The sequence below is a fragment of the Streptosporangium sp. NPDC004631 genome, from assembly GCF_053601935.1.
The window spans coordinates 387,052-409,871 of record NZ_JBSGCR010000001.1 but is presented as its reverse complement, the minus strand read 5'-3'; the positions used below and the strand labels follow the sequence as shown (position 1 = coordinate 409,871).

Here is a 22,820-nt window from a genome sequence, read left to right as displayed (position 1 = left end):
CTCAGCCGTCATCCGTCACCCGCTATCCGTCACTCGTCGGGGGAGAGCTCACGCGTCGTCGGAGAGCGCGGCCTGCTCCGCGCGCTGCCGGGCGCCTCCGATCATCTCCAGGGCGCGCTGCATCGGCAGATACTCCAGCAGGGAGCCCGCGTCTCCGCTGACGACCTCGGGCACCCCCATCTCCTTCAGCTCGCGCAGGAACATCTGCATGGCCATGGCGTCTCGGCCGAGAAGTTCGATCTGCCGCTCAAGCACCACGACATCCAGCAGGCGGGCGTCCCGGTCCGTGGCGTTCTGGATCTTCTCGATCTTCGCCTCGATCAGCTTGTTCTTCGCCTGCTCGCTCAGCTCCTTGCCGCGCATCTGCTCGGCGAAGATCCGCTGACGGGCCTTGTCGAGCTCCGGATCCTGCGACTCGAACTCGCTCAGGGTGGTGCTCGCGGCCTTCACCCCCCACGCGGCGAGGGCTTGACGCACCCGTGACGCGAGCTCGGTGCGGATACCGGCGTGTTCGGTGAGGAACGCCTGGATGGTGGAGGCGGCGGCGATCTCGTTGAAGTACGTCTCGACCGCGCCGCCCAGCACTCGTTCGACGAACCGCTGCACCGGAACCGGGTTGACGACCAGGCCGCCCAGCCCGGAGGTCGCGTCGTCGCCGAACTGGCTGACCAGCTTGGGGGACGCCCTGTCCGGGATCTGCAGGGTCTGCGACATCTCCACTTGCAGCCGATGCCCCTGGATGTTGACGACGATCTGCCCGAGAGCCGCGTCGAAGTTGCCCGACTGCGAGACGTCCTTCTTCGTCCACTCCAGGAACAGCAGGCGGGTCGGGATGAGCACGACACGCACGAACCAGGGGTTGAGCGCGTAGACGGCGCCCTCGCCGAGGGTCTCCTCCTGCACCCCCCGGTGCCCGCCGTTGGCGAGGAACACCCAGGGCAGCCGGAAGCTCCGGTGATCGGGCACCGGCGGCCCGACGGCCCCCTCCCGTCGCGTGGGCTCCACACCGTCCAGGGTGATCACCACTCCGGTGTGACCGACCGGAATGACGACCTCCTTCAGATGGTCGGCGGTGAGCCCCTCGGCGGAGGAGTCCACGGTCTTCGAGGTGATCACATCGAAAAGCGCGGGGTTGACGGCGTACGACGTCCCGCCCGCGAGGATCCCCAGCTGCCTGCCCTGCTCGCCGCCGTTGAGCAGGAACGCGTGGCCGTCCTGGAAGTCGTCGCACTCCACGTACCGGCTGAACGGCTGGTCCGGCGGACGGACCCTGCCGGCCTTCGCGATGATCAGCCCGACCGTGCCCGTCGGCACATAGGTCCGGGGCACGAACTCGACCGTGAAGAGCGCCGTGTTGATGTAGTAGGAGTTGTCGCCCGGCAGGGTCTTCAGCTGGACACCCTGCTCGCCGCCGTTGAGCAGGAACGTCTGACCGTCCTGGAAGTCGTCGCACTCCACGTACCGGCCGAGCGTCCTGTCGGGACTCCGCCTCGCGCCCTCGTGCGCGGTGACCAGCCCCATCATCCCCGCCGGTACGTCCACCCTGGGCACGAACTCGACCCGGTAGATCCAGGGCGGGAGCCAGTACCGGCGATCGGGGGTGAGGGTCCTGGCCTGCAGGCCGCGCGTGTCGTACGGGGTGATCCTCTTGAACCGCCGGTCCTGGTGGACGTGCCCGTACCGCCGGTGGACGATGCCGATGTGATTCGCCGGCACCATCTGGAAACCCAGCCGTCTTCCCCCCAGCCCCATCCGATAGGCGACCACGGCGCCACCTGTCACGATGACGAGGAGCAGCCCCAGCGAAAATGCGATCATCGTGGTCCCTTCCACGTCCGAAGTCGCAGGTGGACGGCGAGCACGGTCTCCGTCCACTGGTCGTACCAGTCCATGTGCTGCTCACTCTGCGGGTTGCGCAGCGTCGGGAAGAAGCCGGCGCCGCTCCCTCCACGCCCGGCGAACTCGTCGTACCTCGGGACCGTTCCGTCCTGCGAGGTCCGCCAGCCGTAGCCCATCGAGAGCGACAGGAAGTCCGAGTACCGGCCGCTCCCCACGCCGGCCCGCCGCAGCTGCGCCCGGAAGCCGTACTCCCCGCCGGAGAACTCCGACCAGGCGGCGTCCACCCCGGTGAGCAGCGCGTTCCGCAGCCGCCTCCCGTCGGCCCGGCGCATCCATCCGCTCTCCTGCCGGTTCACCGCGTCGAGCAGCAGCGACGTCGTCAGCAGGTCTGCGTGCTCGACCTCCCGCTCGTCGAGGAACGCCCTCAGCCTGCTCAGCGACACGTCGGCCGGTGCCCGTACGGCGCGCACCGGGGGCCGTACCAGCGGCTCCGGCAGCACCCTCGGCAGGTCGTGTCCCGCGCCGGTCCCGCGGACGTCCCGCAGGCGTCGCAGCAGGTCGAGCTCGGCCGCGCCCGGCAGGACGCCGTCCCGCGCGTCGAAGTACCAGCTGCCGGCCAGCAGGTAGTGCCGTTCCCCGCGCAGCAGGATCGGGAAGAACTCGCGGCTGTGCCGGTGGCCCTCCAGGATCTCCCGCGTCAGGTCGTCCGACTCCTGGGCCTCGGGCGACATCAGCACGACGACCGCCAGCGCGTACCGGAGCCGCTGCCGGATCCTCCAGATGTAGTCGTCGCCCCAGAGCAGGTCCCCGATGGACCAGGCGGGCAGCCCCGCCCGGGACAGGTGGCCGACCAGGCGCTCCCCGTACTCCACGTCCGCGCGGGCGTAGCAGACCACGAAACCGGGCGGCTCGGGCTCGGCGGGCGGCTGGGACGTCCTGACGCGCGCCGCGTCCAGGAACTCCTCGGGCACCGGCGGGCGGGCGCCGGCGGCCGCCGGAGGGGAGGGTTCGCCCCGGAGGGCACGGACCAGCTCGGCCACCTTGTCGTCGTAGACCCGCCCGGTCAGTCTGCGGAAGTCCATCCACACCCGGGTGGCGGCGAAAGGCGGGATGTCGGCGTCGCCGTACAGAATGGGGATGAACCGCAGCCCGCGCTCGATTGACGCCTGCATGAGCGCCGCGTACTCCTGCCTTATCCAGGGTCTGGTCATCGCGGCCGGGCTGAAAACCTGAATTCCACCGGTGGACTCCCGGATCGCCCTGTCGATTCTGTGCACGATGAGGTCGCCCGGCAGTAAATCCCATTCGTCGAAGAAGACCTGAACCTCGCTGCTCCGAAGGCGTTCGGCCAGGGCACGGACCCAGTCGCCGTCCTCGTGGGCATAGGAGATGAACACGTTGTTCAACCGGTGACCCTCCCTGCCGGAAAGCACGCGATCTCACTCCTGGTGACCAGGGTAATACCGGAGAGTCGTCGCCAAGCGCAGTATTCGGGAAATTTCTCTCAGTCACCTTGGCCGATAAAACATCGGCCCTCAGAAGGGCATCGCATTCAGCGCGATCGTGTCGAGCTGATCTCTGTCCGCGTGGATTGTGAACCAAATACACTTATTCTGTGTTTGTGGTCGACGTGCGACAACGGTGTGGGGTACGTTGATGTCCACAGAATGGGGTGTTGAAAACGGGAGAACAGAAGGGGGCGACAATGGCGGCGGACGAGGCGACCGTCACCGCGGCGGACATCGCGCGGATGGCGGGGGTCGGCCGCGCGGCCGTGAGCAACTGGCGTAAGCGGCACGAGGACTTCCCCGAGCCCGTGGGAGGCACGGCGACCAGCCCGGCATTCTCGCTCGGCGCCGTGGAGGCGTGGCTGCTGGGGCAGGGCAAGGTGGATGAGCTGCCGCTGCGGGAGCGGGTCTGGCAGCAGATCCGCGGGGCCTCCGAGGGTCTCCGGCTCGGCGAGGTCGTCGCCGAGGTCACCGAGCTCCTGCGCCGTGGCGGAAAGCCCCGAGCGGTCCCCGCCTCCCTGTGGAAGCTCGTCAGGCGATACGCGGAGGAGGAGGGAGACGCCCAGGCCGTCCGCTTCCTCCTCGACCGTTACGCCGACGTCCACTCCCGCAGGCCGGCCGAGACGCCGGCCGAGGTCGCCGACCTCATGGCGCGGCTGGCCGGGCCGGAGGTCCGATCGGTTCTCGACCCCGCCTGCGGTCTCGGAGTCCTGCTCGCCGCGCTGAGCGGCGTGGAGCACGCCTACGGTCAGGAGCACGAGGAGTCCCTCGCCAGGCTGGCGCAGTCGCGCCTGGCGCTGAGCACGGTGAACGGCACGGTCAGGGCGGGCGACTCCCTGCGTGAAGACGCCTGGCCCGGCCTGACCGTCGACGCCGTCGTGTGCCATCCGCCCTTCAACGAGCGCAACTGGGGATACGACGAGCTGACAAGCGACCCGCGCTGGGAGTACGGCCTGCCGCCCAAGGCGGAGTCCGAGCTCGCCTGGGTCCAGCACGCGCTCGCCCATCTGGAGCCGGCCGGGATCGCGGTGCTGCTCATGCCCGCGATCGCGGCCAACCGCCGGTCGGGCCGTCGCATCCGCAGCAACCTGCTCCGAAGCGGGACGCTCCAGGCCGTCATCGGCCTTCCCCCGAAGACGGCCTCGGGCACCGGGCTTCCCGTGCACCTCTGGGTGCTCCGCAAGCCCTCCGGCGACGGCCGTACCCCGTCGCGGGTGCTGCTGGCCGAGGCCGGTCCCGGCACCTTCGACGCGATCGCCGAGCGGTGGCACGAGTTCCGGGTGGCCCCCGAGCGGGACCTCGACCGGCCGGGCGAGAGCCGTACGGTGCCGATCATCGACCTGATCGACGAGGACGTCGACGTCACCCCCGCCCGCCATCTGGGGGCGAGGGACCAGGTCTCGGCGGGTGGCTACCTCCTGTTCCGCGAGCGCCTGGCCGAGCAGCTCGGACGGCTCTCCGCCCTGGTCCCCGAGGCGGTACCGGGCGTGAGCCGGGAGATGCCGACGGTCGGCCTGGCGGAACTGGAGCGGATCGGGGCGCTGACCACGCGGCATGCCGGGCGTTTCGAGATCGACGGCTCGGGTGACCCCGTGCTCGTCGATCGTCACCTGTTCGACGGGGGACCGGTGGAGACACGCACCCGGCCCGAGGGCCGGATCAGGCTCGAACCGGGAGACGTGGTCGTCGCCTCCCGGGGACAGGGCCTGGCCACTCAGGTGATCGAGGAATCCGGTCTGCTGCTCGGCCCACGGCTCACCCTGCTGAGGGCGGATCCCGGCCGGGTCGATCCGTACTTTCTCGCGGGGTTCGTCCGAGCCCTGTCCTCCGCCGCGACGGTCGGCACGCAGTCTGGTGCGACGCGCTTCGATCCGCGGCGGGCCCAGGTGCCGCGACTGTCGCCGGAGGAACAGAGGCGCTACGGCGACGTCTTCCGCAGGGTCTTCGCGTTCGAGGCCGACCTCCGGGAGCTCGGCGCCTCCGGTCACCTGATGGTGGCCGCGATCGTGCAAGGGCTCGCTGAGGGGGCGCTCGACCCGCCTCCGCTGCCCTCCTGAGGAGAGTCCGGCCGGCTCCCCTGCACGACCGCTTCCCGGCCCCGGCGGCCCCGGGGCCGGTTACCCGCCCGGTGTGGTCACCCGGTCAGGTGGCGGCGCTTTCGGCCGTGCCGGGTACCGGGGGAGCCGGAGGCCACGGAATCCCGGCCAGGACGGGGAGTAGCGACTCCTCCTCGTAGTCGAGGTGTGCCGTCAGCCGCTCCGCCATCCGGTCCAGCTCGGTGCGGAAACGCCGGGGGTCGGCGGTGTCGATGTCGGCCAGCAGGGCGAGTAGTTCGCCCTGGATACGCGCGACCACCCGGTGTTCGTCGCGGAGCCGGTCGAGGGTGTCGCCCAGGTGAGGGTGCCGGATCGCGAGTGCGGGGAAGACGTGGGCGTCCTCGCCGCTGTGGTGGAACTCCAGGGACTGGCAGAACGCCAGGCAGTGCTGCCGGAGTTGCAGGCCCAGTCCCGGCGGCGGTGGTTCACCGGGGCCCCGGGGGGTCTCCCGTGCGGCGAGGTGGGCGTCGGCCTCGGCGCGCACGTGCCGCAACTGCGAGCGCAGCCAGGTGTGGACCTCCATGAGCTTGCCGGCGAGACCGGCGACCTCGGGAGGGTCCGCTCCCGCCTCGGGCTCAGAACGCTTCAGCACCACGACCGGCAGGATCCGGGTGGTGCGGACCTGGTAGTCGGCGTATCCGGGCGCCGCGCGCACCACGTGCTCGAACAGCCGCTCGCGCCGTCCACCCTCGGCGGGGACCGCGATCGCCTCGAACACCTCGGTGCCGATCTCCACCCGCACCACGGGATGGGCGAGCAGGTTGTGGTACCAGGCGGGATGGCGGGGCGCGCCGGCGGCGGACGCGACGACGAGCAGCAGGTCGCCGTCGCGGACGTAGCCGAGGGGGACGGTGTGCTCCGTCCCCGACCTCGCGCCGGTGGTGGTCAGCAGGAGGAGGTCGCCGCCCTCGAAGGGGCCGCCGACCTTTCCCCCGTTGGCCCGGAACTCCTCGATGATCGGCTGGTTGAAGGACGCAGGCATACGGTTTTGGGTCTCCAAAGAAGTGCGTGGGCCCGCGAGGGGGCCGAGGCGACGGTGAAATGACGGTGATGAACGCAGCGCGGTGCCGCACGTGAACGCCTGCCCGGAGACGGACCTCGATCGGGCACGCGGGGCCGTGGACGCTCGCCGGAACGCGGCGGCCGTCGGGGGAGGCGTGACGTACCGGGGTCGCACGGCGGTGCCGGGCACCGCACAGGACAGGGCGGGACGTGCGGAGACGCTTAGGTCAGGCGCAGGGTGCGGAGTGTGAACCCATGGCATCGCCCCTTTGTGAATGGTGTCGCCCGACCACCGGCCCGCCCACTGCTCTTCGGCCGGCGTCACGCGACACGCGCACCATTACAACCATCCGTCCGCCTCCTGTCAACGTGCGCTCGGGCAACACCGAACGCACACGGGCCCGGCCCGAGGAGATCAAAAAGGATGAGTGGCCTGATTCCGGCGTCTCACAAAACCTTGGAATTCCATGAAGGGGGCACCATGGACAGGTCGGTCGCCCCGGCGGGGGCGCAGCGGGAGGGCTCGGTGGTGGCCCGGCCCGGCGGCGAAGACGGCTGGTACGTGGACGACCGTTGTACGAACTGCGATGTCGCCCGGCAGTTCGCCCTGGGGCTGATCGGTGAGGTCGACGGCCGTTCGGCGGTGCTCCGCCGGCCGTACGGCGAGGCGGAGACCGGGCAGATGTACGCGGCCGCCTTCCTGCCCCCGATGACCGCACCGACCCACGGCCTCAGGCAAGAAACGCTCACTCCGCCTGAGTTGATCTCCTAAGGGAAAGCTCCCTGTTTCTCTGTGCGGTCGGCTACCGCGGCGTTAGGATTCGGCGATCTACCGTAAGGTCTGGAAATTTCGGAGTTTGCGGCGTTCTTGCTACCCCCGAACGCGACTTTCAAGAGGTTCTGTGGCAATGGACAACCGGAAGGTTCGAACGGCAGTCCTTGGCGATTCCAGATCGGATCACCCTCTTTTCCTGCCGGAAGATCACCACGACGCCGAGCTGTATCTCACGAAGTACAAGGGGCGGACGTTCTGGTGCGGTACGTGGCTCGGCGGATGTGGCTGGCGGCTCGTGGGCAAGCTCTACAAGGACAGGGTGTGCCACTTCGCGCACTATCCGGATCTGGACGGTAGGGCTCCCACCTGCGAACGCACACACATTGGCGAGGACAGCGCCGACCATCTCTACATTCACCGAGGGCTGAGCGCCGCCTTCAGAAGTGCCCGGCCACAGCGGTTCCAGGGGCGGATGACCGACGGGCAGTGCACGGACCTGACCGTGAGCGGGCCGAAAGGCAGATCTCTAATTCAGGTCCAGCTCACCAACCTCACCCAGGAGGGATGGGCCGAGGCGGACCGCGTGCTTCGCCGGGGCGCCCGCGAGGTCGAGTGGGTGTTCGGGCAGAGAGCGACCCTCACCGCCAGGAATCTTGTCGACCGGGACGGATACGCCCTCAGAGTCAGGTGCGACACGAAGGATGGCGCTCGGGTCGTCCAAGTGGGAACCGAGACACGCGACGGCGATCTCGTCTGGAACGATCTAAACGAGTGTGAGATCTCCGAGTGGGGAATCGTCACCCCTGTTCTCCGGGACGCGCGACGCGTTCATCTCGTCGAATCCCGCAAGCGAACCACTGGGCCGCTGGGCCTGCCCCTGCTGGCCGAGGAGGTGACGATCATCCCCGAGGCGGCGGTCATGAAACCGGTCGGAGGCCCTGGTATTTCGCCGGGTTCCCACGCGGTGGCCGCGAAAGCCGTCTCGGAACCGACCGGACGGGCGATGACGGCCCGCGTAGTGCTTCCCGACGCCGTAGACCTGCTGGTTGGTAGCTTTTATAGGCTGACCGGTCCGGCCATGGCCAACGCGGCATGGCAGGAGGACGAATCCAGGGTCGTCTGGACCATCTACGCGCGGGGCCTCACCTCGCTTGTCGTGGAAGAGCCGGCTGTGAAGGCCGTTGTCGTCCAGCCATCCATCGCCGCCGCCACGGTTCGCGTCGTCGACGATCGCGTGCCTCCACGTGACGAAGAGTGGGTCCGTGCCAACCTGATCTCGCTGACCAGCAGGCTCCGTAAAGCGCGGAAAACTCGGGACGCTGAGGCGGTTGCTCGGCTACTCGCTGAGGTGACCACTCTCTTGTCGGTGGGCAACAGAGTGAGATTACTGGCGCTGCCAAGATTCCGGCGCACACGTGAAGAGCTCGTGGAACTGAAGCGGTGGATGTTGGCTCACAAGGCCTCGCAGGCGAGCGTCACCCTCGCGACCGACAGCAAGACCTCTGCCGGTCAGAGAAGGGGTGGGGGCGCTGATCCCGGGATGTCTCCGGCCGAAAGACGGCAGGCTGCCCAACTCCCACGGACAGACCAGCGCAAAGAGTGGGCGATTCGCGATGAGCTGTACAGCCTGCTAAGCCAAATGAGAGAGGCGAAGAAGCGGAAGAACGTCGTATCGATGGCCGATCTGATCGCCAGGGCCAAGAGGGCGATGGTCGCCGTCCCGGCTCGGAAGTTCAAATACGAGCTAAAGCAGATCGCGGCCCATGAAGGGTGGTTGGAGAGCTTCCCCGCTCGGAGGGGGCGCGTTATCAGATCCACGGAAACCGATTCCCCGGTCGTCAAGGTCAACTCTCAGCTTGTCTCTTCGGCGATCGAACTGCCCGAGCAGGAGTTGATAAGGCAGAGGCCTGTAGAACGGCGGGGAGAACTCTTCGCGCCTGCGAGGACGATCGATCTGGCGAACGTCGTGCGGCATCTCCTGATCGGTGCCGCACGGGAGCAGGCGACCATCGACCGGGGGCGTGTCATGGATCGACTGGCGGGTCCTGTTTTTCGGAACCCCGTGGACTGGACCGCCGTCCTCGTCGCTGTGGACACGCCGGCCGCTGACGTCCTTCCGATGCTGTCGGCGCTCATCACCCTGTCCGACGGCGGTGTGGACCCGGCGTTCCGCCAAGTACTGGAGGGGCTCGGCTTCCAGGTCCCGCGGACAGACGAGGTGCTTCGGCTGGTGTGGGAGCGCGAGGTGGAACGTGCACACACCCGTTACGCCAGCCCGTCCCGGCGGATGCCTCCACGCCTGGTGCCGAGGCAACCTTGATGTCCGCCGGTGCGGGACGATCTACAAGAGGCGGTTCTGTGTGAACTCAAGACACATGGTAAAAGTCGGTGTCTATCGTCGGTTTATGAGATGCGATAGTCTCACGCACACGAGTCTCCCGAGATGTTCGAAAAGGCGCACTTCACGTCCGGCCGGGTGGACACTGGTGTGACGATATCTGCGGTGGCCTGGGGATTTTCCCTATCCGCCCCGCTGCTCGGTCGCGGTTGGCGAAGATGGGGAGCGCGAATCATTGAAATACGGAGGGATCACGGTGAGCGGTAACCACCAGAAGTACGCGGACTTCATCTGGTCGGTGGCCGATCTGCTGCGCGGTGACTACCGGCAGTCTGAGTACGGCAAGGTCATCCTGCCCTTCACCGTGCTGCGCCGGATCGACTGCGTGCTGGAGCCCACCAAGGAGGCGGTGCTCGCCGAGGCCGAGAGGCTGAAGGGTGAGCTGTTGCCGCCCAGACTGATCGAGATCAAGCTGAGAAACGCCTCGGAGGCGAGTTTCTACAACACCAGTCCCCTTGACCTGGGGAAGGTGAGCAAGGACTCCGAGAACGTCGCCCGCAACCTGCGGGCCTACATCGGCAAGTTCTCGACGGGCGCGGTCGAGGTCCTGGACAAGTATCGCTTCGATGAGCAGATCACCCGTCTGGACGAGGCCGGGCTGCTCTACCTGGTGCTGTCGAAGTTCGCCGCCATCGACCTGCACCCGGACGTGGTGGACAACCACCAGATGGGCTACGTCTTCGAGGAGCTGATCAGGAAGTTCTCCGAGATCTCCAACGAGACCGCCGGTGAGCACTTCACGCCGCGCGAGGTCATCCAGCTGATGATCAATTTGCTGATGGCCCCTGACGACCACGACGTGATGACGCCCGGCATCGTCCGCACCGTCTACGACCCGGCCTGCGGTACCGGCGGCATTCTCAGCGCGGCCGAGGAGTACATCAAGCGTTACAACGCCAAGGCCACGGTCAAGGTCTCCGGCCAGGAGCTCAACCCGGAGTCCTGGGCGATCTGCCGCTCCGACATGATGTTGAAGGGCCAGGACCCTTCGAAGATTGCCTTCGGCAACTCCTTCACCCACGACGGCCACCCCGACGGCAGGTTCGACTATCTGCTGGCCAACCCGCCGTTCGGCGTGGAGTGGAAGAAGGTCCAGTCACAGATCATGGACGAGGCGGACAACCTCGGCTGGGCCGGCCGCTTCGGCGCGGGCACGCCCCGGATCAACGACGGATCGTTCCTTTTCCTCCAGCACATGATCTCCAAGATGAAGCCGGTCGAGCAGGGCGGCTCCCGCGTCGCCATCGTCTTCAACGGTTCCCCGCTCTTCACCGGGGCGGCCGGGTCGGGGGAGTCGGAGATCCGCCGCTGGATCCTGGAGAACGACTGGCTTGAGGCTGTCGTGGCCCTGCCCGACCAGCTCTTCTACAACACCGGCATCTCTACCTATTTCTGGATCCTGTCCAACCGCAAGGCGGAGACGCTGAAGGACAAGGTGATCCTGCTCGACGCCCGCGCCTCCTGGACCAAGATGCGCAAGTCCCTCGGTGACAAGCGCAAGCTCATCCCCGACGACCAGATCACCGAGCTGACCGCGATCTACAAGGACGCGCTCTCCATCGCGGCGGACCCCGAGCACGCGCACCACGCCAAGGTGAAGGTTTTCCCGCGTCACGCCTTTGGCTACCAGCGCATCACCGTGGAGCGTCCGCTCCGGCAGCGCTTCGAGGTCACCGGCCTGACCGCCGAGGCGGTGGGGGAGGCCAAGGCGGTGGCCAAGTTCGACCAGCGTGACGCGGTGCTCGCCGCTCTTGGTTCCCTGGTCGGTACGGCGTGCGCCACGAAGCTGGAGTTCGCCGGCAAGCTGGACGCGGCCCTGGCGGAGAACGGGCTGAGCAAGCTGCCTAAGCCGGTCGAGACCGTGATCTGGAACGAGGTGGCGGTCAGCGACTCGGGTGGCCAGCTCCAGACCGACAGGAAGAACAACCCCCTGCCGGACGCCGACCTGCGCGACAACGAGAACGTGCCGTTGACGTCGATGAACTCAACTCCGGCCGAGCGCGAGGCCGAGATCGAGGAATACATGAAGCGCGAGGTCCTGCCCCACGTTCCCGACGCCTGGGTGGACCACTCCAAGACCAAACTCGGCTTCGAGATCCCCTTCACCCGGCACTTCTACGTGTACACGCCACCTCGGCCGCTGGAGGAGATCGACGCCGAGCTTAAGTCATTGGAGGCCGAAATCCAGAAGCTCCTCGGTGAGGTGACTCGATGAGTTCGGGGGATGTGGCTCCGTGGCTTTCGCAGTCGCGATGGCCCACCGTCCCGATCAGGTACGTTGCGAAGTTGGGCACTGGGCATACCCCGAGCCGCCAGCGCCCGGATTATTGGAAGAACTGCACAATTCCCTGGATGACGCTCGCGGATGTCTGGCAGCTTCGTGACGGCACGCGCAACACTGTGGCGGAGACCAAAGAGAAGATCAGTCAGCTCGGCCTCGTGAACTCGGCGGCAGTCCTTCATCCGGCGGGAACGGTGATGCTGTCTCGCACGGCATCTGTCGGCTTCTCGGCGATCATGGGCATTGATATGGCCACCAGCCAGGACTTTGCAACGTGGACCTGTGGTCCGAAACTCCATTCGAGATTTCTGCTTCATGCGTTGCGGGCGATGGCGCCTGACCTTCGAAGGGTCGCTGCGGGATCTACTCACAAGACTATTTACATGCCAGATATTGAACAGCTTCGGATCCCACTGCCCTCGGTTGAGGAGCAGCGGCGCATCGCCGCCTTTCTTGACTCTGAGACAGCTCAAATTTCACGCATCGAATCGCTTCGTGCGATCCAGCGTCGTAATTTAGATGAAAGAGCGGCTGCGCTGGTCACTGAAATTCTCGTTCCTGGGGCGCTTAGTGGGTTTGTGGAACGCTGGCCTTGGGTTTGGTTGCCAGAAATTCCGGAAGATCGGCCACTGGTACGCCTTGGGTATACCTGCCGTCTTCAGTCGGGGCTCACTGTCGATAGCTCACGTGATCTAGGTGGCGATGTCGTCACACGTCCGTATCTCCGGGTAGCAAACGTCCAGGCGGGTTATGTGAATCTCGACTCGGTCGCCGAAATCACCGTTCCACGCAAAGTTGCCGATCGGAGCACGTTGCGGACGGGGGATGTGCTGATGACCGAAGGTGGTGACCTGGATAAGTTGGGCCGTGGCACAGTCTGGCATGGTGAGCTTGAAGGTTGCCTGCACCAAAACCACGTGTTCGCACTCCGCCCTGATCCAACGAAGCTGGAGGCTGAATATCTGGCCTTGATGACACAGACACTTCATGGACGCTGCTACTTTGAGAGCACCGGCGTGAAGACCACTAACCTCGCTTCTACGAACAGTAGTAAAATTCTTGATTTTCCGATTCCGCTCCCATCGCTGGAACAGCAACGACATATTGTAAATCAGGTGGATGAGCAGCTTTCGGTGGTCACCCGCGCCCGCATAGCTATAGACAAGCAGTCTCTTCTCCTCCATGAACATCGGCGATCGTTGATTACGGCGGCGGTTACCGGGAAGATTGATGTGGCGACGGCGCGGGGGGTTGTGGGGTAAGCGGTGACCCGGTCGGCTGGGGTCACCGCCTCCGTTCCATCTGATTTTCAGGGCCATGCCACGAGCTGGAACCAGACGGATTTTCCGTAGGGGGTAAGGGTCCAGCCCCAGTTGTGGGAGAGGTTCTGGACGATGGCGAGTCCTCTGCCGGAGGTTTCCAGGTGGGTTGCCCATCTTCTCCGAGGAGGCACCGTGCAGGAGTCGTGGACTTCCACGATCATCAGGTCTCTTTTCCTGCCGACTGTGATCCGGATGGCGCTCGCGGCCTGAATGGTTGCGGCGCCGTAGGCGACCGCATTGGCGGCGAGTTCCGAGGCCAGGAGTTCGGCGATTTCCGGGATATCTTCCGCCGCGTTCCAGTCGGCGGCCACGTCGCGGACGAAGCGGCGGACGGACGCCACACTTTCCCTTGCGTGCGGAATCCACTTCTCTCCTAGCTGGGAAAAGACGGGATTGATTGTGTGGTGATGTTCGGCCAGTGCCACCTGCGCCTTGAGAGCCTCGTCCATGGGTTCTCTTTCTCTCTCTGATTTTGTATGTTCAGAGTGCCGAGACGCGACTACGCTTGGTGGTGGAACGGTTACCAAGGGCGAGCTTTGGGATTCACGTCGCGGTCGTTGAATTCCGGCAAGGGAGGGCATCGTGGCCAACCTCTACACACCTCAGGCAATATGGGGCAGAGAGCTGCGTCACTACCGGAAGGCGGCGGGCCTCACTCAGGGGCAGCTCGCCGAGAGGATTCACTTCAGCGAGTCCCTGATCAGCGGCGTGGAGACGGGGCAGCTTCCGGCCAGCCCGGAGTTCGCTGAGACGTGTGACAAGGTCCTCAGCACGGACGGGTCTCTCTACCGGCTCCTCGACTGGAGAAAGGGGCAGGTTTTCCCCTCCTGGTTCGGCAAGTGGCGCGACAAGGAGCGGGCGGCGATTACTCTCAGGACCTATCAGCCGCTGGTTTTCCCGGGGCTACTGCAGACCGAGGCTTACGCGCGTGCTCTGCTGGGTGACGACGCTGCGACCGCAGCCCGTCTGGAGCGTCAGGCCATCCTGACCCGCGAGGACCCTCCGCCGCCCACCCTCCGATGCGTGATCGACGAGCTGGTTCTGCACCGTTTGGTGGGCAGTCCGGAAATCGTGCACGACCAGCTGAAGCATTTGGTGGAAATCACCAGTCCTCAAGTCAGCGTACAGGTCGTTCCACGCGGCTGTGTGCGCACGGGCATTCTGGCGGGGTTCGCGATCGCCACGCTGGAAGGCGGTATCGAGGTAGCGTATTTGGAAACGGCCATTCACGGGCTGACGACTGGTGACCAGGACGAGGTGGCGGCAGCCGTGAAGCAGTTCGAGGCCATTCGCATAGAGGCGTTGCCTCTGAGCATGTCGTTAGAGCTTATCAAGAGGACGGCAGAGGAAAAGTGGACGTGAGCAAGGTGCAGTGGCGTAAGTCAAGCTTCAGCGGCAACAACGGCGGTGACTGCGTTGAGGTCGCGGAGTGGAGAGGCGTCGTCGACGGGCCCGGTCACAAGGCCGGACAGGCCGACCTGGTAGCCGTGCGTGACTCCAAGGACCCCGAAGGGCCCAAGCTGTTCTTCACCCCCGCCGAGTGGGACGCCTTCGTCAACGGTGTGAAGGCCAACGAGTTCGACCTCCGTTAGAGCCGCGACGGCCCGGCCGCCCTGGTGACCCCCTTGGCGGCCGGTTGCCGTCCGTCCGTGGCGGGCTGCGCCCGGACGCGCGTCCCGGCTCGGAATGGAATCCCAGGCGCATCCTCCCGCTCCCGACCTCCTGGCGCGGCGATCGTCCCGCCACTCGGTTTGGGGGGCGTCAGTACCGCCGATCTGGGCGGAGACGCCCGGCCTGTTCCGATTGATGGCCGTCGATTGTCAGTGTTCTCTGCTTGAATGAAAGACTTCGTACCTCAGTGAAGGAACGTGACATTGGCCCCTGTGCATCATGAGAAGGTCTTCGAGGACGCCGTCGAGTCGGCTCTTCTCGAAAGGGGCTGGGGGAAGGGCTCAAACAAGCTCTACGACCACGCTCTGGGGCTGAATCCGACGGAGTTGCTGCACTTCGTGCAGGCGACCCAGCCGAAGGAGTGGGGTCGGCTGGTCGTCGCGCAGGCCGGGGACGAGGCGGGGGCCGCCCGGCGTCTCGCCGTTCAGGTGGGAAAGGCGATCGACGCCGAGGGGGCCCTTGAGGTGCTCCGGCACGGGGTGAAGGATCGGGGGATCACCTTCAGGCTCGCCTACTTCCGGCCCGCGCACACGATCGCCGCCGACGCGCTGGAGCCGTACGGCAAGAACATCCTCAGCGTCGTCCGCCAGTTCCGCTACTCGGCGACGGTCACCGACACCCTTGACCTGGCGCTGTTCGTCAACGGCATCCCGGTCGCCACGGCCGAGCTGAAGAACATCCTCACCGGGCAGACCGTCGAGGACGCCAAGCGGCAGTACCGCGAGGACCGTGATCCCAAGGAGCCGCTGTTCGCCCGGCGGGCACTCGTGCACTTCGCCGTGGACCAGGACCTGGTGTTCGTCACCACGAGGCTGGCAGGGAAGAGGACCCGGTTCCTGCCGTTCAACATGGGCACCGGGGGGCCGGGCAACAAGGGCGGCGCGGGTAACCCGGAGATCCCGCCGGGCGGCACCTATCGGACCTCGTACCTGTGGGAGCGGATCTGGGAGTCGCACACCTGGCTGGACCTGCTCAGGCGGTTCCTGCACGTCGACGACGAGGACGTGAAGAAGGGCAAGGGGCGCAGGCCGTCCCCGGGCAGGGCCCACCGGCTGCCGCTGATCTTCCCGCGTTACCACCAGTGGGATGCCGTGCGGAGGTTGACCGCCCACGCGCGGCGGCACGGGTCCGGTCACAACTACCTGGTGGAGCACTCGGCGGGGTCGGGCAAGTCGAACACGATCGCCTGGCTGGCGCACGCGCTGGCGAACCTGCACACCTCCGCCGCTCTGGCGGAGCTCGACGAGACGGCGCTGGCCAAGGGCTACGGGCCGAACCAGCCGGTGTTCGACAAGGTCATCGTAATCACCGACCGGCTGGTCCTCGACCGGCAATTGCAGGAGACGATCTACCAGTTCGAGCACACACCGGGCGTGGTCAAACGCATAGACCAGGACTCGGCCCAGCTCGCCGAGACGCTGCGGGGGGAGACGGCCAAGGTCGTCATCACCACGCTGCAGAAGTTCCCGCACATCCTCCAGCAGGTCGAGGGGTTGCGTGGCAAGCGGTTCGCGGTGATCGTGGACGAGGCGCACTCGTCGCAGTCGGGAGAGGGCGCCGCGGCCCTCAAGCGGGTGCTGCGCAAGCTCGGCAGCGACGACGTCGACGAGGACGGCAACCTGCTGACGGCGAGCGCGCTGGCCCGGGGCAGGCACGACAGCCTCTCCTACTTCGCGTTCACCGCCACCCCGAAGAACAAGACGCTCACCCTGTTCGGCACCCCCGGCGAGGACGGCAAGCCCCGCGCGTTCCACATCTACTCGATGCGGCAGGCGATCGAGGAGGGCTTCATCCTCGACGTGCTCAAGAACTACGTCACCTACAAGACGCTCTGGCGGCTGATGAGCACCGAGCCGGACGACCGCGAGGTGGACAAACGCAAAGGTCAGGCGCTGCTGGCCCGGTTCGCCGAGCTGCACCCGACGAGCATGCAGCAGCGGGCACAGATCATCGTCGAGCACTTCCGCCGGCACACCGCGCCGCAGCTGGGCGGGCGATCCAAGGCGATGGTGGTCACCCCCTCACGTGAGCACGCCCTCCGGCTGGGCCAGGCGATCCGGGACTACGTGGCCGTCAACGACTATCCCGGCTGCGGCACGCTGATCGCCTTCTCCCAGACGCTGAAGCTCAAGGACGAGCACGGGGTCGAGACGGAGTACACCGAGGCCAGGCTGAACGGCTTCGGGGAGAGGGAGTTGCCGGAGCGGTTCGCCTACTGCCGAGCCGACGACACCTCGCCCAACGCCGCCGAGAAGGCGGAGTACCGGATCCTGGTGGTCGCCGACAAGTATCAGACCGGGTTCGACCAGCCGTTGCTGACCACGATGTACGTGGACAAGAAGCTGGCGGGTGTGGCGGCGGTGCAGACGCTGTCACGGTTGAACCGTACGCACCGGCTCAAGTCGCAGGGGGACGTCTTCGTCCTGGACTTCGCCAACGCGGCCGAGGACATCCAGGCGGACTTCCAGCCCTACTTCGAGGGTACGGCCGTCGAGGAGATCGATCCCAACCTGCTCTACACGCGGGCGGCGGCCGTACAGGGACACGCCCTGCTGGTGGCGTCGGAGCTGCAGGCCCTCGCCGAGGCGTATCTCCAGGCCGAGCGGACCTCGGCGACGCAGCGGGAGTGGGAGAGGGCGCACGCGGCGCTCTACCGCTTCACCGAGCCGGCCGTCGCGCGTTTCATCGAGCGGCAGCGGGAGGACCGGGCGAACGACGACGACTCCGCCGAGCAGTTCCGGGGCGATCTGCGGGGATACGTACGGTTGTACGGGTTTCTGTCGCAGGTCGTGCCCTACACCGACGACGAGCTGGAACGGCTGTACCTGTTCGGCAGGTTCCTGCTGAACCGGCTGCCGCGCCGCGAGGACCCGGCCGTGGACGTCGGTGAGATCGACCTCACCCACCTGAAGATCAGCAAGACCGGTGAGCACGACATCAGCCTGCGCCCCACCGCCGGCGGTGAGGTGACGCTCCCCGCTCCGTCCGGTGCCGGCTCCGCCGCGGCGGAGCCCGAGATGACGTCGCTGCACGCCCTGATCGCCGCGGTGAACGACAAGTACGGCCTGGGCCTGTCGGAGACCGACCAGGTCTGGGTGGAGCAGCAGCTCAAGGAGGCTGCCCGCAACGACTCGCTCATCGCCGCCGCGCTGGTCAACGACGAGGCCAACTTCGGCGAGGTCTTCGCCGACCACCTGGAGAAGGTGGTGGTCGACCGGCACACCGGGAACACCGGCCTGGTGCAGCGCTTCTTCGACGAGTCGCTGTTCCGCAGCCGGATCACCGACCTCGGCCGCAAGCAGGTCTACAAGATGATCCGTGAGGGAACACTCGGCTGATCGAACTCGTTGCGGGCCGCAGACTCCGTCCTTCAGGGCGGAGTAAGGCCGGAACCCTGCCTGACACGATCATGCGATCTGGATCATTTGTCAGGTAACCGATAGAACTGTGGGCGTCTTCCAACACGGACGGAGCCCTGGTGGAACGTGGCACGGTTGTCGACGGACGCTACGAGCTCGTCGAGGAGCGCGGCAGTGGCGGGATGGGTCAGGTCTGGAAGGCGTTCGACCAGACCCTGGACCGGCACGTCGCGGTCAAGTTCATCCGCTGGGCGGCCTTCGACACCGAGGAGCGCCGCGAGGCCGCGATCAAACGGTTCAGGCGTGAGGCGCGCGTCACCGCCCGTCTCCGGCACCCGGGGGTGCCCGTCGTCCACGACATGGGCACCTACGAGGGGGACCTGTTCCTCGTCATGGAGTACGTCGAGGGCTGGACGGTCGATGATCTCATCGACTCGCACGGCCCGCTCCCGCTGTCCTGGGCGGCGGCCCTGACCGCCCAGATCTGCGCCGTTCTCACGGTCGCGCACGCCGAGTCGCTGATCCACCGCGACATCAAACCTCGCAACCTCATGGTCTGCGCGGACGGGACCGTGAAGGTGCTCGACTTCGGCATCGCGGCGATCCTTGGGACACCGGACCTCTCGAAGATCACCAAGGCGGACGAGGGTCTTGGCACGCCGTTCTACATGGCGCCGGAGATGGGCGTCTGGGGCAAGGCGAGCCCGCAGAGCGACCTCTACGCCGTGGGTTGCGTCCTGCATGAGCTGCTGACCGGCACACGCGTCTTCCAGTCGGAGTTCCCCGCCGCCGAGATGGGCCGCCACCACACCGAATCGCCTCCGCCTCTCCGCTCTCTCCGGGACGACGTTCCCGAGGAGATGGAGAGGCTGGTTTTGGAGCTGCTCGCCAAGAATCCGGGCGACCGCCCCGTGGACGCCGCCCAGGTGTACGAGCGGCTCCTGCCCTCCGTCGAGCGGTTGCCGCCCATCCCCGATGTCACCGTGGCCGCGCCGTCCCCCGACCCGCTGCGGATGTACGCGACCGTGGCCGCCCGCATCGCGGAGACCGCGCTCGCCGGTTCCCGGATCCCTCCGCAGGGGCGCCGGACACCCGGTCCGGTCTCCAAGAACGACGTCGTCGAGGCCAAGGAACGTGCCGAGGACCTGGCCGAGCGCGGCCGGTTCAGCCAGGCGATCGAGATCATTCAGGATGTGCTCGATCCGGCCGTGGAGACCCTCGGCGAAGGCCATCCGCTGGTCTTCGCGCTGCGGATGCACCTGGCCAACACCCGCTTCGCGGCCCACGACTACCGGCGTGCCGCGCCTGAGCTGGAGCGGGTCATCCCCGAGCTGGCGGAGCTGCTCTCGCCCGACCATGAGACGGTGCTCGGCTGCCGCTTCAACGAGGCACTCTGCCACGCCGCCCTCGGTCGCCATGATCGGGCGCTCGACCTGATGGCGGTCCTGCGCGGGGACATGACTCGCGCGCTGGGGGCGACCGCGGTGCTCACCATGGAGCTGCGGCGGCAGATCGGCGAGGTGCACATCGCGCGGGGTGACGTCGACGACGCCGAACGCGTCCTGACCGGCCTGCTGCTGGACATGCGCGCCGTGTTCGGCCCCGACCACCCCGAGGTCCGCGAGCTGAGCACGCTACTCGCCAACCTCGGGCGGTAGGCCGGTCCATGGGAGGCGCGGGGACGACACGCAGGCGCACCTCGGGTGAGAAGGCGAAATGGTGCGCGGCGAACACGCGGTCCCGTACGTCGACCGTCCCGTCCAGGGAACGCAGCCGGGCCAGGGATCCCGAGGTCAGTCCAACGACCCTGAGGGGTGGTCCGCTGTCGCCTGGCCAGGATGGTTGGACACCGGAGCGGGCGGGTTCCCTGCGGTTTGAGGCTTTCCGCGTACCGCCCGCTGGCAGGAGGCGTGATGGGAGACGAAAGTCTCCGGGACTGGTTGAACGACAGTCTTGATGTCATGAGTATTTGTGACAATGAGCGGCTTGGCGCAGAGTCCGCCATCGAGATCCGTGGTCCGCGGCACCGGCCGACCGGTGTGCCCGGCCGTCCCGTAACCACGGCGGGCGGGTTCGGTCTCGTCGAGCGCACCGCGTGCGGCGAGCGGATGGCGGTGACGACGTGAACACTGTCTCCGCTCCCGCCTCGTCCTCGTGGCGGGAACTGCTGGGCCCGGAGCATGCCGGCGCGGCGATCGTGCCGGCCGTCGGGGTGCTCGTCGGTGCGGTCAACATCTATCTGGCCTCCAGCCTGCTGCCGACCGTGGTGGCCGATATCGGCGGCACGGGCTTCTACGCATGGAACATGACGATCTATCTCGTCGCGATGGTGATCGCGACGATGCTGGTCAGCCGCCTCCTGGCCCGCTGGGGTAACGTCGGCGCCTACCTGCTCGGCTTCGGCGTGTTCCTGGTGGGATCGCTGGCCTGCGCGGTGAGCCCGGCAATGCCGGTGCTGCTGGCCGGCCGCGGCATCCAGGGGCTGGGGGCGGGGCTGCTGTCCGGGCTGGGCTTCGCCGCCGTCCGATCCGCCCTGCCGCGGCGATTGTGGACGCGCGGCAACGCGCTGATGTCGGCGATGTACGGCGTCGGCAACTTCGTCGGCCCTGCGCTCGGCGGGCTGTTCGCCCAGTTCGGCGGGTGGCGGCCGGCGTTCGTGACAATGGCGATGATCGCAGCGGTGTGCGGCTTGCTCGTGCCCCGGGTGCTGCCGGGCGCCGAGCGCGGCGATGCCCGGGCGCCGGTCCCGGTCGTGTCGTTGCTGCTGGTCACGGGGGCCACCGCCGCGGTCAGCGTGGCAGGGGTGCTGTCCGGAGCCGCGGCCATGGCGGCCGGCGTCGCGGTGGCGCTGCTGCTGATGGTCGTCTTCGTCGCTCATGAGCGGCGTAGTGAGCTGCGGGTCTTCCCACGCACCACTTACCGGCCGGGTTCGCCGCTGAAGTGGCTGTACCTGACGCTCGCGCTGCTGGCGTTCGGCGTCGCGGTGGAGTCGTTCCTGCCGCTGTTCGGACAGCGGCTGGGCGGGCTGGCCCCGGCCGTAGCGGGGTTCTTCGGCGCGGCCATTTCGCTGGGGTGGTCGGCGACCCAGCTCGTCAGTTCGTCGGCGATCAAGGATCGCACCATTCTCCGGTTGCGCATCGCCGGCCCGCTGCTGTCGGCGCTCGGCTTCCTCGCACAGGGGCTGCTGCAGCGGCAGGACGCGCCGGTCTGGCTGGTCCTCTGCTGGGTGCCGGTGCTGTTCATCGCCGGTGCCGGCATCGGGCTGGCCTATCCGCACCTGTCGGTGGCCGTGATGTCCAGCACCCGGGATCCGGAGGAAGGAGGGCGGGCGGCCGCTGCGATCGCCACGGTGACGAGCCTGTCGATCGCGTTCGGTACGGCGGTCGCCGGTGTCCTGGTCAACCTGGGCGGCCGGTCGATGCTCGACTCGGCCCGATACATGCTGTTCGGGTTCGCGATCATTTGCGCGGCCGGCGCCGTCACCGCCCGCGCGGCGGATCGTGCGAGCCGTTCAGCGCCGGCCGACCAGCCCGGCTCGTGACCGTTACGTTCCGCCATCCGGGCCGAAAAAGCCCACCACAGGCTTTCGATCGTCTGCTCGGCAACCTGCCCGGTCGTTTTCGGCACCCTGTTCCGGCGCGTTCCCACGCCGGCGCCGGCCGTACCGCCGGAGGAACTGACGTTCAAACCCGACGCGGTCTTCTACTCTTCTACAGAGCGATGCCGTAGACCTCGGTGAACGCGGCACTCGCGTACTCGGGCGTGGCATAGGCATACCCGGCATCGCCCCATTGGGTTCCCCAACTGTTGCGGACGATGAAGTGGCTCTTGTTGTACCCGACAAGGGCCACCGCGTGCCCTCCGCGGGCCGTGCCGGCTTGGTAGCGGTTCAGGACGCCCTTGGTGGCGGTGGCCTGGTCCCAGGTGGCGTCCACGTCGAGGCGGGCGAGGATGGGTCCTTGACCGGCCAGCCAGCGCCGCCAGCCGTCAAGATTCCGGCCAAGATTAAAGTAGGCCGAAATCCGAAGGCTCGCGGCCATGGAGTAAAACCCTGCCGAGCCACCGTGATACAGAGCTCCCGAGAGAAAGGGGAGTGTCTCCTCTCGGACACTTCCGAACTTCCGTGCCACATCGAGTGCGGACTTCAGGCTGGTTCCGTCCTCCTCAATGAACGTTGTCGGCCGGGCAGTGAAGTTGTCCGTCTCCTTCGCGGCCATCCAGTGAAAACGAACCGAAGGCCGGCTGCTCTCATTCAGCATTCCGCTTTTCACGTAATGCCAGCGCAGTAGCGCATCGGCCGTCGCCCATCCGACACACGAGCCGGTCGCTCCCTGATCTCCCACATCCCACCACTGCTCCCTCAGGTCTACAGCCTGCGGCAGAGCCTGAGGGGGCGAGACCAGTCCGGATCCCACTGCATGGACGGCAAGCCAGTCCTGTTCGGTTTCCCGCGACGGCAGGCAGTTCAGTATTCGACTCTCAATGAGCTCCATTCTCTGAGTAGAGCACTCGATCCACCCAGCCACAACCGCCTTTATTTCCGTATCGCCAAATACCGTTGTCCGCAAA

At 66.9% G+C, this 22,820-nt stretch carries 16 protein-coding genes; 11 read left to right on the top strand and 5 right to left on the bottom strand.

Annotation, left to right across the window (positions count from 1 at the left end; translation table 11 throughout):
• Positions 1 to 48: 48 nt before the first annotated feature.
• Positions 49 to 1,818: an SPFH domain-containing protein gene (locus tag ACWEF2_RS01605; RefSeq protein WP_453811059.1), complete on the bottom strand. Its 1,770-nt coding sequence runs from the start codon at positions 1,816 to 1,818 to the stop codon at positions 49 to 51.
• The gene (locus ACWEF2_RS01600; protein ID WP_453811082.1) at positions 1,815 to 3,236 is read right to left on the bottom strand and encodes a toll/interleukin-1 receptor domain-containing protein; all 1,422 of its coding nucleotides are present in this window, start codon (positions 3,234 to 3,236) and stop codon (positions 1,815 to 1,817) included. Before ACWEF2_RS01600 ends, ACWEF2_RS01605 begins: the two co-directional genes overlap by 4 nt.
• A 308-nt stretch (positions 3,237 to 3,544) precedes the next feature.
• Here ACWEF2_RS01600 and ACWEF2_RS01595 point away from each other — a divergent pair, with 308 nt between their 5' ends.
• Positions 3,545 to 5,404, top strand: coding sequence for an HsdM family class I SAM-dependent methyltransferase (locus ACWEF2_RS01595; RefSeq protein ID WP_453811058.1), 1,860 nt, complete (start codon positions 3,545 to 3,547; stop codon positions 5,402 to 5,404).
• Between the two features lie 85 nt (positions 5,405 to 5,489).
• Here ACWEF2_RS01595 and ACWEF2_RS01590 read toward each other — a convergent pair whose 3' ends face one another.
• On the bottom strand, positions 5,490 to 6,425 hold the full coding sequence (locus ACWEF2_RS01590) for a nitroreductase/quinone reductase family protein (protein WP_453811057.1): 936 nt from the start codon (positions 6,423 to 6,425) through the stop codon (positions 5,490 to 5,492).
• Between the two features lie 501 nt (positions 6,426 to 6,926).
• Between ACWEF2_RS01590 and ACWEF2_RS01585 the strand changes: the two genes are divergently transcribed.
• From ACWEF2_RS01585 to ACWEF2_RS01570, 4 genes are all read left to right on the top strand, one after another.
• Complete coding sequence (locus ACWEF2_RS01585; protein WP_453811056.1) at positions 6,927 to 7,217, top strand: hypothetical protein; 291 nt, start codon at positions 6,927 to 6,929, stop codon at positions 7,215 to 7,217.
• A gap of 136 nt (positions 7,218 to 7,353) precedes the next feature.
• On the top strand, positions 7,354 to 9,540 hold the full coding sequence (locus ACWEF2_RS01580) for a hypothetical protein (protein WP_453811055.1): 2,187 nt from the start codon (positions 7,354 to 7,356) through the stop codon (positions 9,538 to 9,540).
• Between the two features lie 274 nt (positions 9,541 to 9,814).
• Complete coding sequence (locus tag ACWEF2_RS01575; protein ID WP_453811054.1) at positions 9,815 to 11,833, top strand: type I restriction-modification system subunit M; 2,019 nt, start codon at positions 9,815 to 9,817, stop codon at positions 11,831 to 11,833.
• A complete protein-coding gene (locus tag ACWEF2_RS01570) occupies positions 11,830 to 13,161 on the top strand; it encodes a restriction endonuclease subunit S (RefSeq protein ID WP_453811053.1) in 1,332 nt (443 codons plus the stop codon). Before ACWEF2_RS01575 ends, ACWEF2_RS01570 begins: the two co-directional genes overlap by 4 nt.
• A 47-nt stretch (positions 13,162 to 13,208) precedes the next feature.
• Here ACWEF2_RS01570 and ACWEF2_RS01565 read toward each other — a convergent pair whose 3' ends face one another.
• Positions 13,209 to 13,670 carry an ATP-binding protein gene (locus tag ACWEF2_RS01565; protein ID WP_453811052.1) on the bottom strand — a complete coding sequence of 154 codons (462 nt, stop codon included), beginning with the start codon at positions 13,668 to 13,670 and terminating at the stop codon, positions 13,209 to 13,211.
• Between the two features lie 133 nt (positions 13,671 to 13,803).
• Here ACWEF2_RS01565 and ACWEF2_RS01560 point away from each other — a divergent pair, with 133 nt between their 5' ends.
• The 6 genes from ACWEF2_RS01560 to ACWEF2_RS01535 all read left to right on the top strand — a co-directional run bounded on the left by ACWEF2_RS01560 (position 13,804) and on the right by ACWEF2_RS01535 (position 21,792).
• Positions 13,804 to 14,583: a helix-turn-helix domain-containing protein gene (locus ACWEF2_RS01560; RefSeq protein WP_453811051.1), complete on the top strand. Its 780-nt coding sequence runs from the start codon at positions 13,804 to 13,806 to the stop codon at positions 14,581 to 14,583.
• Positions 14,574 to 14,813 (top strand): DUF397 domain-containing protein, encoded by a 240-nt coding sequence (locus ACWEF2_RS01555; protein WP_453811050.1) that lies wholly within the window; start codon positions 14,574 to 14,576, stop codon positions 14,811 to 14,813. The genes ACWEF2_RS01560 and ACWEF2_RS01555 overlap by 10 nt, the downstream gene beginning before the upstream one ends.
• A 291-nt stretch (positions 14,814 to 15,104) precedes the next feature.
• Positions 15,105 to 18,230: a type I restriction endonuclease subunit R gene (locus tag ACWEF2_RS01550; protein WP_453811081.1), complete on the top strand. Its 3,126-nt coding sequence runs from the start codon at positions 15,105 to 15,107 to the stop codon at positions 18,228 to 18,230.
• 140 nt (positions 18,231 to 18,370) lie between these two features.
• Complete coding sequence (locus tag ACWEF2_RS01545) at positions 18,371 to 19,909, top strand: protein kinase domain-containing protein (protein WP_453811049.1); 1,539 nt, start codon at positions 18,371 to 18,373, stop codon at positions 19,907 to 19,909.
• Between the two features lie 255 nt (positions 19,910 to 20,164).
• Positions 20,165 to 20,377: a hypothetical protein gene (locus ACWEF2_RS01540; RefSeq protein WP_453811048.1), complete on the top strand. Its 213-nt coding sequence runs from the start codon at positions 20,165 to 20,167 to the stop codon at positions 20,375 to 20,377.
• Positions 20,374 to 21,792 (top strand): MFS transporter, encoded by a 1,419-nt coding sequence (locus tag ACWEF2_RS01535; RefSeq protein WP_453811047.1) that lies wholly within the window; start codon positions 20,374 to 20,376, stop codon positions 21,790 to 21,792. The genes ACWEF2_RS01540 and ACWEF2_RS01535 overlap by 4 nt, the downstream gene beginning before the upstream one ends.
• Before the next feature lie 169 nt (positions 21,793 to 21,961).
• Here the strand turns inward: ACWEF2_RS01535 and ACWEF2_RS01530 are convergent, their stop codons facing one another.
• Positions 21,962 to 22,744 (bottom strand): C1 family peptidase, encoded by a 783-nt coding sequence (locus ACWEF2_RS01530; protein ID WP_453811046.1) that lies wholly within the window; start codon positions 22,742 to 22,744, stop codon positions 21,962 to 21,964.
• Positions 22,745 to 22,820: the final 76 nt, after the last annotated feature.